The following is a 12,033-nucleotide window of genomic DNA, read 5'->3' as shown; positions in this document are numbered from 1 at the left end:
AGCTCGCCAACCGGCTCGTCGGCATCCTGCATGGATGCCTCAAAACCGGCACCCTCTACGACGAGACGACCGCCTGGTCGCATCACGCAGAATCGATCGCGGCTTGACATCTAAGCTCCTGGGATGTCTTTCGTGATCGGGTTGCGGGAGCCTGTGGTGCTCCCGCCAGTGCCCGCCCAGGACTTGCACGCTGGGGGTCTGCTGGTCGGGCTGTTGGGTGCGGGTCAGGTGCGGGTGTTCACCTCGACATAGACGCGGACGTTCGTCTGCGTGGGCGCCGAGGGGCACAGCCCCTTGATCGCGGTAACGGAGAATGTCTCATGCAGGGTCAGCACGGCATCGGCGACCTCAGCCGGCGCGCCAACCAACCGGATGGAAACCATCAGAACTCCCTTTGGTGGATGACAGTCGAGTGCGGGGGTTAGCAGCTCCAGCACGGCCACGGGCCGTTGCCGTAGACGATGACCGTGCGCTCACACAGGTCAGGGCGTACGCGCCGAGTGATGGCGATCCACCTCGGGCAGTCACCCGTGTGGGACTCGCTACCGTCCGGGCTGTAGAACTCGATGGCCTTACGCCGTTTCACGGGCTGAATCCCTTTCGATGCGGGCCGGTTGGTGGGTAGCGCCCTGGCGTGGAGTCGAACCCCGCCTACGACCATCAGGGCGGTTGAGGGGAAGAGTCGGCGGGCGGTGACTAACCGAGGTTGTTGGCGAAGGAGGCCAACGCATCGGCCACCGTCATCAGCCCGTTGAAGGCGCTGGTGGCCATGTCGGCGGCCTTGTCCGGCTGTCGAACGACGAACACCAGAACCAGGCCGAGAAGCAGGTAGAGCAGGAAGCGGCGCAGTGGTCTGCGCTCGGAGTACACGGTGCATCTATCCCTTCGGGCAGCAGCGGTGAGAGAGCCGCGGCACATCGGGCACCAGGCCCTCTCACCGTTGGCGAAATGGGTGAACGTTGAAGTGGCGCAGGGGCTCGTTTGCCCTGCTAGGCCGCCTTTTCGCGGGAGGCGGTGACCCTTAGTCGTCACTGTTCAGTTCTCAAACGATCAAGTGCGACAGCCCTAGTGGTGCGCGGGTGCGCCGCCGTCCCAGATACGGCGTAGAACTGTGCAGGGTGCTGCAACTGCCTTAAGACAGTTCAACTGACTCAGGACAGTAGAGCATGGCCCGGCTCACGTCAACCCACTGCCTTAAGGCAGTCGAGTACGCTTGCCATGTGGAAAAGCGATCAGGTGCGGAAGGTCAGAAGATCCACGCGAGTCACAGGCTTGCGGCGATCATCAGGGCGGACATTGAGGCCGAACAGTGGCCGGCAGGTACCCGCCTTCCCTCGTATCGGCAACTTGCAGAAAAGTACGAAGTGGCACAAAACACCGCGCAGGCGGCCGTGCGAATTCTCCAGGCTGAGGGCATGGTGACAATCCGCGCCGCTAGCGGGGCTTATGTCCTTGACCCGGCAAAGGCACCCCTGACGAGCACCTCTGATCAACTTCGGGCCGAACTGGCAGAGGTACAACAGCAGATTAAGGACGCCCGAAAGATGCTGGTATCAGCCGAAGATGCTCTTGCCGGGCTTGTCGATCGACTGCACGCGAAATAGGCGATCTCCGCAAGGAGTCATTCTGGGTATCCTCCCCCCTGATCCACCGACTCCGATTGGCCCCGCCTCAGGACCTACTTGTGTGCTGGTGCACTCCAGGTGATCCGTCGCGGCCTTGCACTCTCAAGTGAACGCGAACGAACTGACCCAAGCCATGCATTCGCTACGCACTGGCGCTGCACTCGTGATGCACTGGTAGTGCAGGCGCACGAGAAAGACACCGAGAAGTGCAGGTAGGGGCATGGTGGTTGTCGATCTTTGGACCGGGCGTAAGGCCGGCGCGCTCCGTACTGCGTGGCGCATGAGCATTGAGGCGTATGCGGATCATCTAGGGGTTGCCACCCGAACCGTCGCCAAATGGGATGCAGAGCCGGACATTATTCCGGTGCCAGCAATGCAACAAGTGCTTGATACTGCACTTGAAACGGCGCCGGATGCCGTAAAGGCACGGTTTGCTATACTGTTTGAGCGGCATACACAAGAACCAACCCGAGAACACAAGCACGACTCTCGCGAGGTGGTAATGGTCGCGGCTAACGAGTCCGCGGAAGACGCAGCGCTGAGAGCTGCTCAATGTCCAACTGAAAGCATCTCCGACCTGCACGACCGAACGGTGTACGTAGCTCGCGCATACTCGTCTCGCCCTCCGATGGTCGCGTTCGTGGATGCCAGAGACGTAAGAGATCTGGCTCGAACCTTGGTCCAACGCACATTCCGCCCGTCTGACCTTGCAGACCTTTACGTCATACTTGGACAAACGAATGCGCTGATGGGCTCGATTGCATTCGACCTCGGCAACTGGCAGGCGGCGGCCACCCTTGCAAGGTCAGCTACAACGTACGCCGAGCTTGCCGGGCATTCGTCGCTCCAAGCATGGACGCTCGGGCTCCAAGGCACTCTCGCGTTTTGGCGACGCGAACCAGAGCAATCGCTATCCTATTTGTCACGGGGCCTGTCAATCGCCCCTCACGGGGTTCCTCACTATCGCCTGCTTTATATCGCTAGTCGCGCTCATGCAGTTCAAGGCAATGAGCAGGCGATTGGCGAGGTGCTGGCGCAAGCCCGATCGGACTTTGAGGACCGCGCGCGGCGCCCAGACGAGCTAAATGACTCAATCAGGGGAGAGTTCACGTTCGACGATGCGCGGGCAGCTGCATGTGCCGCCGCCGCATGGCTCCATGTCGGAAATGGAGAGAAAGCAGCTTCCTACGCGGAGGCGGCGCTGAACGTTTACACCTCCCTACCGGAGGAGCGGCGACCATTCTCACCAACGACAGGTGCAACAATAGACCTCGCTGCGGCGTACCTGATTAGCGGAAATCGGGATGCCGCCGAAGAGAAATTGGAAGCAGCGCTCACGCTGCCCCAAGAGCTGCGCAACGCTTCCCTTGCTGGCCGACTGGCTAAGGTCAAAGACATTCTCGACAACCGAGGACATGCTAAGGAGCCCAGATCCAAGGCACTATCGCTGCGTATCGATGGCTGGCTAAAAGACACGGCCGCTAGACCCGACGTGGTTGACGAAGCCATTTAGTCCAGCGAAGCTAGAATGGCGCTCTCTCGAACTCTGCTAATCCCCACCTCGCTAGAGCGCTCATTTGCCGCGAGGCTACTTGCCGCACTCAGCCATTTCCAGGTGTCGCGCACAGTGCTCATAAGCGGCCGACATTCTAGACCTTGAGAACGGGCTAGGTCGGAAGATACCCGCCAAACGCCTGCATGCACGCGCCACAATGGCATCTCAGACCATTGACGCACTCCGGCCGCAAGCAACACCTCATCGGTAACCCAAACGAATTCCGCATCCGATTGGGTTACCGATGCGCAGGCACTCAGGAGGCCACCGAAGGTGTCAAAGTCAGCTGGTGCGGTTACGTTGAACTTGCCTGACAGACCATGTGCTACCGAATGGACAGCGAAGCCTGCGAGATCGCGCACATCTACGGGTTGGATAGTTCGCGAAGGGCTTCCAGGGGCCAGGACGCGACCTCCTTCGGAGACTCTCCTTAGCCACCACGGCAGTCTCCCTACGTACTCATGAGGTCCTAGTACTACGCCGGGCCTAAGAACTGTGGTTCTCTCTCCACCAAACGTTATCTGAGCGGCCAGCTCACAGCCGGACTTTTGATACCCGTACCTAGTTGGGCCATCTTCTACATCTTCCCCGAAATTCTCGTCCGCATCCGGTGGGCACTCAAGAACGGCAGAGCTTTCCGTAAGAGGGATAGCAGGCCAGTCAGCATAGACGCTCACTGTTGACATAAAGACGTATCGATTAGCCGCAGGCTCCAGAGCTTGCGCCATTGCCAACACATTTCGGGGAACATATCCCGAGGTGTCAACAACTGCGTCCCACGTTCCGGCTGCAGCCAACCTCGCAACATCAACCGGATTTTCTCGATTTCCATAGATCGTCTTTACGCTCGCAGGCGATGAGCCGGTTTGTCCGCGATTGAACGCCGTCACATCCCAACCACGCTCAAGGGCACTCTCCACAATGGCACGCCCAACAAAAGCGGTGCCGCCCAGAACGAGAAGTCTGGTCATGCTAGGCCCCTCCTGCCTCTCAGGTAACGGCTGGCAGTGCTCCGCATCAGTCTAGAAGATCAACTCATGAGTAGCACCGCCCCGACCATGCTTCGACCGGTTACATGTGCTCTTGCCGGGATTCTCGCACTCTGGGCGATTTTCCCTCTCTCGGTTGCTAGGAGCTCAGGAGGGCTTGCCATCGCAGTCGCTCCCGACCCTGGAACGGCACGGTAGCGACTCCCGCCGCGGAAGATGCCCAGGCCGAGGAACACGTCAAGCTGGGCTTGCACCTCCATCGCCGGCCAGCTGCCGCTCCGCGGTGGTCGGCAGATGGGATGGACAAACGGACCGTCGTCATATTAGCTGGACTGGCAGACGAATCTCTCGGCTGGGAGTATGAATGCGCGTCTCGGAGTATTTCGGACTAAACCGGACTCAACCCTCTCTCGATTTTGTCGACATCGATATCGAAAACGACACCCCTGTATACATCGATCCGAGCGCAATAAGGAACCTGCCCGGCGAATGGGCCGAACAATCGCTTGAGATGCTCAGCACCTTTTTTGAGAGCGTCCTCGACGCCCTCAAAGGGGGCAACCAAGAACGACTTAAAGAGCTGCTGATAAGGCTCCAGGAACCGAACGAAACCCACTTTGGGCTATCGAAGGGGAAATCGCGTGGCCGCGGACTGGGGCCAGAACTAGTACAGAGGATCTGCGAGAACCTGACCGCAAGTCGTGCGGCTGAAACAGGAATTTTGCAGGACCTTGAAGATACAGCACTTTTTATTGCCAACATCGGCAAGGATATCATCTCGGATGTAACCACAAACGTCATCCGTGGCGCGCTTATCGCCTACACACAATCCGTCTGCGCCATGTACGGAATACCGCTCGAAGACGGCGTCTACAGTGGATTGGTATGGGACCCAATTCGCAGGGATTGGATAGAAGACTACACTCGGCTGCCGGTTGCGGAAGGCAAACCCCTTCTTTTGGTTCCAAAGATCATAGTCCGATACGATCTTCACCTTACCAAAGAAGACTTTTTCCGGCGACATCTTGCGCCAGCCCTGCAACATGCGGAACTAGACAATCCTGCCAGCAAGCTGGTCAGGACTGCCAAAAATGGCCAGAAGTACGTCAACAAGGCTGACGTTGAAGCAGAATATGGAGGCGATAAAACCGTAATTGCGAATCTAACTTACGAGCGTACAGATGTTTTTCAATCGTACAAGGAGGAGCGTCGCCAAAATCCTTCACCTCCACTAACGCTCGATGAGCTGAGCAAGGCCACCGGTACACCACAGGTCGATTTCGACAAACTGCTGAGCGAGGTTTTGGCCATACCACCGGGATCAGCCGACGCTAAACGCTACCATGACGCAGTGGAGGCATTGTTAACTCCACTATTCCATCCCTCGCTCACGCAACCTGTCATAGAGCATGACTTGAATGAAGGGCGAAAGCGAGTAGACATCCTTTATACAAATACGGCACGTCACGGCTTCTTCGACTGGCTGACTCGGAATAGATATCTCTGTCCATATGTGTTCGTGGAATGCAAGAATTATACCTCGGATCTCAAGAATCCCGAGCTGGACCAAATATACGGACGGCTCTCGCCGATACGAGGGCGAGTCGGGATCATCGTCTGCCGTTCGTTCGAGAACAAAAGCGTGTTTCTGCGACGCTGTCGCGATGTGGCTCATACCCAAAAGAGCTATATCTTAGTTCTCGATGATGACGATCTGTACTCACTCGTAGATGAGGTAAAACAGTCTCGGATGCCGATGACGGACATAGTTGATTCCGTGCTGGTAGATCGGCCCGAACCTCAGGAGTTCAGGCTCCTGCACGAACAATTCCGCGATCTTGTGAGTTAAGACCACAGGCTGGACCACAGGTCAGCCACAGCATCTCCTACACATGAGGTTGGTGATGCGGAGGACGTATCCAGGGCGCATGACCATGCGTCCGTACACGGACCGTTGCGAAGTCCAGAGGGCCCATCGAACAGGACTGCCTGAGACGCATGTAGATGGCCGTTCACACATGTCCGCCATAGAAGAGATGGGTCGCTAATTGATCTTTCCTCAAGGCACTACATCCATGGTCATGCCAAATACGTGCGCAATCCGAAGATCAACCAAGGCCCGACGGCTTCGTCACCTGCGCATATCCGCCGCCTGCACGCCTGCCTCATAATCCGTGGGTCGTGGGTTCAAGTCCCACCCGCCCTACTCTCAAACTCCGGTCTCGACCTGCGGTTCCCTTGATCCCGCCGAATCCGTAGGCCGGCGAGACTCCAGATGGGAGACCCAAGGGAGACTGCCAGTTTCGGACGCCTCCCCCACCCTCACCAGCGCTCGGCATGGTGGTTCGCCCTCGGTGGCCGCGGCGCAGTCTTCAGCACCGTGATGCGCACGGCGGCGAACGCCTCATCGAAGACGGCGCTTGGCTGCGGCCCAGCGACATCAGCCGGCCGAACACCCGGAGCGCGTTCGAATAGAGATTCTGCGCTCGACCCCAGCCATCGCTGATCCTGAAGGCGGGAGGTTCACAAGGTTTTGGTCAGTCCTCCGTCGATGACGAAGTCGGTGCCGGTGACGTTCCCCGCCCGGTCGCTGGACAGGAGCAGCACCAGGTCGGCGATCTCGTGTGGATGAGTGAACCTGCCGGTCTCGGCCTGGGCGGCGGCCTGCCTGGCCACTGCTTCCGGGTCCCCCCCGCTTGCGCGGGCAACGGTCGCGGCGACGCCTTCGTCCCCGAGCCACAGGTCCGTGTTCACTGGGCCTGGACTGATGGTGTTGACGCGGATGCCGTGGGCCCCGACCTCTTTCGACAGCGCTTTGGAGAAGTTGGTGAGGGCCGCTTTGGCGGCGCTGTAGTCGATCACTTCCGGGTCGGGCAGGAAGGCGTTGACCGAACTGATCGTGATGATGTTGCCGTGCCCGGCGGCGAGCATGGTGGGCAGCGCGGCGCGGGTGGTGCGGATCGCCGCCATCAGGTTGAGCGTCAGGCTGTCGTGCCACTGTTCGTCGGTGACGTTCAGGAACCCCGTCAGGCGCGGCGCGACCGCTCCGACGTTGTTGACCAGGATGTCGAGGCGTCCGTGTGCCAGCGCGGCGGTGATGAGCTGGGCCGGTCCCGTGGTGGTGGCGAGGTCGACCTCGATCGTCCGCACGCTTGCTCGCGCACCCAGTTCCTTCAGTTCAGGGGTGCTTCGGCGTGATCCGGCGACGACGTGGACCCCCTCCTCGGCCAGGGCCCGGGTGATGGCGAGGCCGATTCCTCTGCCGGCGCCGGTCACCACCGCGACCTTGCCCTGCAGTTCCAAGTCCATGGCATCCCTTTCTGCGGCACAGCCGCGGCGTCGACCGGTGATGACGCTCAACGCCGCGGCTGCTCTGGTTGGTCTAGAGGTTGTTACTGGCGAGCCAGGTCAGGCAGGCGTCGGCGACCTCACGCCAGCCGTGGTCGATGGTCAGGGAGTGGCCGCGGTCGGGGAACTCCTGGTAGTCGGTGATCGCGGTGGAGTCCCGGTACTGCTTGAGCGTCGCCTTGGTGACGCTCTCGGGGACCGTGTGGTCCTTGCCGCCGGCGATGAGCAGCAGCGGCCCCCGGGCGCTGTTGCCGGTGTCGACCTTGGCGGGCGAGTGGGGGGAGAAGTTGGCGGCGGCGGCCTCGAACAGGGGCTTGCCCGGCGCGGGGATGGTCCAGCGCTCGTACAGCTCGGCGGCCTCCTCGGCCGGGATGGCGTTGCCGAACGCGTAGGTGAACTGCTCGAGGGTGAGGGAGACGGCCCGGTGCTTGTTGGCCGGGTTCTTGAACACCGGCAGGGTCGAGCGCAGCGCTGACAGCGGCAGCGGCAGCACTCCCTTGATCTGCGCGGCGTCGATCGCGATCGCGGCTCTGGCCAGGTCCTGCCCGAGCAGCTTCTCGGCGATCATGCCGCCGAAGGAGTGGCCGATCAGGATCGGCTTGACGTCCAGAGCTTTGATGATCTCGGTGTAGTGGGCGACGACGTCGTCGATGCCGTGGTCGGCGATGCTGTCGGGGGCCTTCCTGGACAGTTCGACACTGTCGCCGTCACCCGGCCAGCCGGGGGCCGTCGCGTCGTAGCCGGCGCCGGTGAACAGCTCGGTCCAGGACGACCAGGAGGTGGCGTGCAGCCAGAGGCCGTGGATGAAGATGACGGGAATGGTCGGTGCGGTCATCGGTCGCTCCTCAGGAACACGGCCGCTAGGCCGGATGGGTGTGCTTGACCGCCTTGGACGCGGTCGCGGCGGTGCGGATGTGGCCGGCCACGGCCGCCGGTTGTGACAGGGCGATCGCGTGGGAGGCGTCGACCTCGATGGTGTCGGCCCCGGCGCGCTCGGCCATGAAACGCTGTGCGTCGGGATGGATCGCCTGGTCGGCGCTCGCCACGACGTACCAGGAGGGGATGGTCTTCCAGCTCGCGTCGGGAGAGCGGTCCTCGAACGCCACGGCGGCGATCGGGCGTTGCGCGGCGGCGGCCACCGAGGTGAGGGAGTCGGGCAGATCGGCGGCGAACACCGCGGGGAACTGCTCGTCCTTGAGGAACAGCTCCACGGCCTCCTCCCCGTCGGCGGTGCGGAACACGGCCGGTCGCAGCGCCGGGCCCAGCGCGCTCTCAGGGAAGCGTCCCGTGATGTCCAGGACGTTCTCCCCCTCGTCCAGGGCGAAAGCGGCCACGTAGACCAGTCCGACCACGTTGCCCGGCTGGGCCGCGGACCAGGTGATGACGGCGCCGCCGTACGAGTGACCCACCAGCAGCACCGGACCGTCGATGGCGGCGACGACACCGGCGAGGTAGGCGGCGTCGGTGGCCAGTCCGCGCAGCGGGTTGGCCACCGCGGTCACCGGGATCCCGGAATCCTGGAGTTCGGCGATCACACCCGCCCAGCTCGAGGCGTCCGCGAACGCGCCGTGCACCAGGACGACGGTCGGTGTGCTGCCGTTCCTGAAGGATCTGTCTGCTGTCATGGCTTCACGGTAGGAAGCCCTATGCGCGCCCCGCATGCGTCACATGACTGCGTCACCATGCGTGACCCAAGGCGACAGCGAGGTCAGGCCGATACGCGCAGTGCCGCGCTCAGGGCCGATCGCGAGGCGATCCCCAGCTTGGGGAAGATCCTGTAGAGGTGGGAGCTGACGGTACGGTGAGACAGGTAGAGCTTCTCGCCGATCTCCCGGTTCGTCAGGCCGTCGGCCGCCATCTGGGCGATCTGGAGTTCCTGCGGGGTCAGCACGTCGCGCGCCTCGCTGCTGCGACTGCGGCTGCTCTCGCCGGAGGCCCGCAGTTCCTGGCGCGCTCGCTCGCTCCAGGGGATGACCCCCAAGGCGTCGAACGTCTCACGGGCAGTGCGCAGGGGCCGCCGCGACTCGGCCGTACGGCGCTGGCGCCGGAGCCATTCACCGTACGCCAGCAGCACGCGGGCCCGGACGAAAGGCCACCGCCGCAGGTCGGCCCCGAGCGCCGCGTCGAAGAACGGCTCCGCGGCGGCCTCATCGGCCAGGATGGCACGGGCGTAGCGCAGGTCGGCGTGCAAGGACGGCGACGGCGTGGTGAGCGCCACCGCCTCCAGGTCCGCGACGATGCCGGCGATCGCACGGCCTTGACCGCAGTGCACCGCGGCATCCGCCAGTTCAGCCAGGGAGAAGCAGCGTAGCGCCAGGTGGAAGGCCGGGTCGGCGGGATCGTGCATGCGCCGCAGATGGTCGAAGGCGTCGCCGTAACGCCCTTCGCCCAGCGCGGCGAGCCCTCGGGCGAGCTGCACCGTGGCCAGCACGGGGCGGGCGCCGACGGGCAGGGCCACCTGCTCGGCCGCCGCCGCGAGGCTCTCCACGCGCTCCTGCTCGCCGCGCAGCGCGGCGAGCACCGCGCCCGAGGCCTGGGCGATGGCGTGCATCAACGGCTGGGACGTCTCGTGCGCCAGCCGCGCCGCCTCCTCGGCGGCGGGGATCGCCGCGCTCAGGTCGGCCAGCCGGGCCGCGCTCCAGGCCTGCGCCCCGAGGGCTCGTGCCAGGTGGCTGAGCCGCCCCTGCACGCGCAAGGGCGGCAGCGACGCGGCGCAGAACTCCTCCGACAGGTCGAAGGCCCCCACCATCAACGCCGAGCTGCCCAGCAGGCGGGCCGCCAGCCAGCCATCGGTCGGGTGGGCGGCCAGCTGCCATAGTCGCTCGATCACGACCTTGCCGCGTTCGATCGGAGCGGCGAACGCCAGGACCGTCAGCAGCCGCCCGTCCAGGTCGTCGACGGGCAGGCTCTCGGCCACGGCGACGACCCGTTGCCGCGACCGGTCGTCCGCGTGAGCCCAGAAGCATCGCAAGGACGCGCTGGACAGGAGCTTGAGCGCGAGGTCGACGTCCCCCTGTGCCGCCATCGTCTCGGCGAGGTCGGCCAGAGAGTGCGCCGCCGCGCTGTCGTGGCGGATGCCGTCCTCGAAGCTCTCCCGGATCCACACGATCCGGGCCCGCTGCCGGGCTGACAGCCGCAACTGCTCACCCTCGGCCAGCAGCCGCTCGACGATGTCGCGCCGCCCCATCTCGGCCGCGTACTCGGCGGCCCGCACCAGCCGTTCACCTCGGTGCGCGGGATCCTCGGCAAGCCTGGCCGCGTGCTCCAGGGCAGCGACGGCCGACTCCAGGTCGCCCCGGCGTCGCGCGCTCCTGGCCGCGGCCTCCAGCTCGGTGGCGATGCTCTCGTCCGCCCTGGGGGTGGCGGCCGCGCGGTGCCAGAGCCGACGGTCCGGCCGGTCGCTCAGTACGTCGGCCAGGGCAGCGTGTACCGCGTGCCGCTGGGAGATGCTCGCCCCCTGATAGATCGACGAGCGCATGAGCGGATGCCGGAAGGACACTCCGGCTTCGTGCACGTCGACCAGCCGTACGGTGACCGCGGGCGACAGGTCTTCCGCCGTGACGGGCGCGCCGGTGATCAGCGCGGCGGCGTCGACGGCCTCGGAGAGAGCGGTGCTGTCGTTGAGCGCGGCCACCAGCAGCAAAGTCCGCGTAGTGGGCGGCAACCCCGACAGGCGGGCGGTGAAGGTCTGTTCCAGGCGGGTGGTCAGCGGGAGCCATCCCGGCGGCAGAGGGCCCTTCGTGTCCTGCGTCTGCGCGGCGATCGGCAGCTCGACGAGGGCCAGGGGATTTCCAGCCGCCTCCCGCAGCAGCCGTGCGCGCACCGCCGGGGGCAGGGTGGGGCTGCAGGCGTCCAGCAGAGCGGTCGCGGCGGCGTCATCGAGCCGGCCGAGGACCAGCTCCGGCAGGCCCACCCCGTCAAGGGGACTCGGGAAACCGTCGCGGATCGCGGCCAGCAGCACGATCGGCTCGGAGTCCAGCCGCCTCGCCACGAACGCGAGCACGTCGGCGCTGGCGCGGTCCAGCCAGTGAGCGTCCTCGGCGAGGAGCAGGACGGGTGCGCGGGCGGCGGCCTCGCCCAGGAGGTTCAGCGCGGCCAAGGCGATGAGGAACGGGTCCGGCACCCGGGCGTCGGTCAAGCCGAACGCGGCTCCCAGCGCATCGCGCTGCGGGGCGGGCAGTCCCCTGATCTCGGCACGAAGCGGAAGCAGCGCCTGGTGCAGACCGGCGAAGGGCATATGGGTCTCTGATTCCACCCCGGCCAGCCGCAGGATCCGCATGCCGTGCGCGGCGGCGATCTCGGCCGTGTCCAGCAACAGGGTCGACTTCCCGATCCCCGGCTCGCCGCGCACCAGCATCGCCCCGCCGCTCAGGTGAACGCCGCCCACGAACGCGCTGAGACGCCGCCTCTCGGACTCTCGCCCGAAAAGCTCGTTTACTGGCCGGTTTACATGCATATACGACCATGATCGCCTGTGGTGGAGGTTCCGTCCAGCGAACTCGCTGTCACATCTGTT

Annotated in this window: 10 protein-coding genes; 3 read left to right on the top strand and 7 right to left on the bottom strand. The window is 64.0% G+C overall.

The window, feature by feature from the left end; genetic code table 11:
* Positions 1–224 precede the first annotated feature (224 nt).
* Both ABT158_RS49405 and ABT158_RS49400 read right to left on the bottom strand, forming a co-directional pair.
* The gene (locus tag ABT158_RS49405; RefSeq protein WP_352366147.1) at positions 225–383 is read right to left on the bottom strand and encodes a hypothetical protein; all 159 of its coding nucleotides are present in this window, start codon (positions 381–383) and stop codon (positions 225–227) included.
* A gap of 313 nt (positions 384–696) precedes the next feature.
* On the bottom strand, positions 697–870 hold the full coding sequence (locus tag ABT158_RS49400; RefSeq protein ID WP_352366145.1) for a hypothetical protein: 174 nt from the start codon (positions 868–870) through the stop codon (positions 697–699).
* A 350-nt stretch (positions 871–1,220) separates the two neighbouring features.
* Between ABT158_RS49400 and ABT158_RS49395 the strand changes: the two genes are divergently transcribed.
* Positions 1,221–1,604 carry a GntR family transcriptional regulator gene (locus ABT158_RS49395; RefSeq protein WP_352366143.1) on the top strand — a complete coding sequence of 128 codons (384 nt, stop codon included), beginning with the start codon at positions 1,221–1,223 and terminating at the stop codon, positions 1,602–1,604.
* A gap of 301 nt (positions 1,605–1,905) precedes the next feature.
* Entirely contained in the window at positions 1,906–3,138 is a 1,233-nt protein-coding gene (locus ABT158_RS49390) for an NsdA family TPR-like regulatory protein (RefSeq protein ID WP_352366141.1), read from the top strand.
* Here the strand turns inward: ABT158_RS49390 and ABT158_RS49385 are convergent.
* Positions 3,135–4,151 (bottom strand): NAD-dependent epimerase/dehydratase family protein, encoded by a 1,017-nt coding sequence (locus ABT158_RS49385; protein WP_352366139.1) that lies wholly within the window; start codon positions 4,149–4,151, stop codon positions 3,135–3,137. The genes ABT158_RS49390 and ABT158_RS49385 overlap by 4 nt on opposite strands.
* Positions 4,152–4,533: 382 nt before the next feature.
* On the opposite strand from ABT158_RS49385, the gene ABT158_RS49380 reads away from it, so the two are divergent.
* Positions 4,534–6,018, top strand: a complete 1,485-nt coding sequence (locus tag ABT158_RS49380) for a DUF8370 family protein (RefSeq protein ID WP_352366137.1) — start codon at positions 4,534–4,536, stop codon at positions 6,016–6,018.
* 674 nt (positions 6,019–6,692) lie between these two features.
* On the opposite strand, the gene ABT158_RS49375 is transcribed toward ABT158_RS49380, so the two are convergent.
* The 4 genes from ABT158_RS49375 to ABT158_RS49360 all read right to left on the bottom strand — a co-directional run bounded on the left by ABT158_RS49375 (position 6,693) and on the right by ABT158_RS49360 (position 11,973).
* Entirely contained in the window at positions 6,693–7,478 is a 786-nt protein-coding gene (locus ABT158_RS49375) for an SDR family NAD(P)-dependent oxidoreductase (RefSeq protein WP_352366135.1), read from the bottom strand.
* Positions 7,479–7,551: 73 nt separating this feature from the next.
* Positions 7,552–8,352 carry an alpha/beta hydrolase gene (locus tag ABT158_RS49370; protein ID WP_352366134.1) on the bottom strand — a complete coding sequence of 267 codons (801 nt, stop codon included), beginning with the start codon at positions 8,350–8,352 and terminating at the stop codon, positions 7,552–7,554.
* A gap of 25 nt (positions 8,353–8,377) precedes the next feature.
* Positions 8,378–9,142 (bottom strand): alpha/beta fold hydrolase, encoded by a 765-nt coding sequence (locus tag ABT158_RS49365; protein ID WP_352366132.1) that lies wholly within the window; start codon positions 9,140–9,142, stop codon positions 8,378–8,380.
* 83 nt (positions 9,143–9,225) lie between these two features.
* Positions 9,226–11,973: a helix-turn-helix transcriptional regulator gene (locus ABT158_RS49360; RefSeq protein WP_352366130.1), complete on the bottom strand. Its 2,748-nt coding sequence runs from the start codon at positions 11,971–11,973 to the stop codon at positions 9,226–9,228.
* Between the last annotated feature and the right edge of the window lie 60 nt (positions 11,974–12,033).

Origin of the sequence: Nonomuraea sp. NPDC001636 (assembly GCF_040298265.1) — a bacterium.
In the GTDB taxonomy this organism is placed as follows: domain Bacteria; phylum Actinomycetota; class Actinomycetes; order Streptosporangiales; family Streptosporangiaceae; genus Nonomuraea.
This window is presented reverse-complemented; position numbering and strand designations above follow the sequence as displayed.

Bases quoted from the DNA above. Each gene is read 5' to 3' on its own strand.
- ABT158_RS49385 (WP_352366139.1), bottom strand. From the start codon at position 4,151: ATGACCAGACTTCTCGTTCTGGGCGGCACCGCTTTTGTTGGGCGTGCC.
- ABT158_RS49380 (WP_352366137.1), top strand. From the start codon at position 4,534: ATGCGCGTCTCGGAGTATTTCGGACTAAACCGGACTCAACCCTCTCTC.
- ABT158_RS49405 (WP_352366147.1), bottom strand. From the start codon at position 383: ATGGTTTCCATCCGGTTGGTTGGCGCGCCGGCTGAGGTCGCCGATGCC.
- ABT158_RS49390 (WP_352366141.1), top strand. From the start codon at position 1,906: ATGAGCATTGAGGCGTATGCGGATCATCTAGGGGTTGCCACCCGAACC.
- ABT158_RS49370 (WP_352366134.1), bottom strand. From the start codon at position 8,352: ATGACCGCACCGACCATTCCCGTCATCTTCATCCACGGCCTCTGGCTG.
- ABT158_RS49375 (WP_352366135.1), bottom strand. From the start codon at position 7,478: ATGGACTTGGAACTGCAGGGCAAGGTCGCGGTGGTGACCGGCGCCGGC.
- ABT158_RS49360 (WP_352366130.1), bottom strand. From the start codon at position 11,973: ATGCATGTAAACCGGCCAGTAAACGAGCTTTTCGGGCGAGAGTCCGAG.
- ABT158_RS49365 (WP_352366132.1), bottom strand. From the start codon at position 9,142: ATGACAGCAGACAGATCCTTCAGGAACGGCAGCACACCGACCGTCGTC.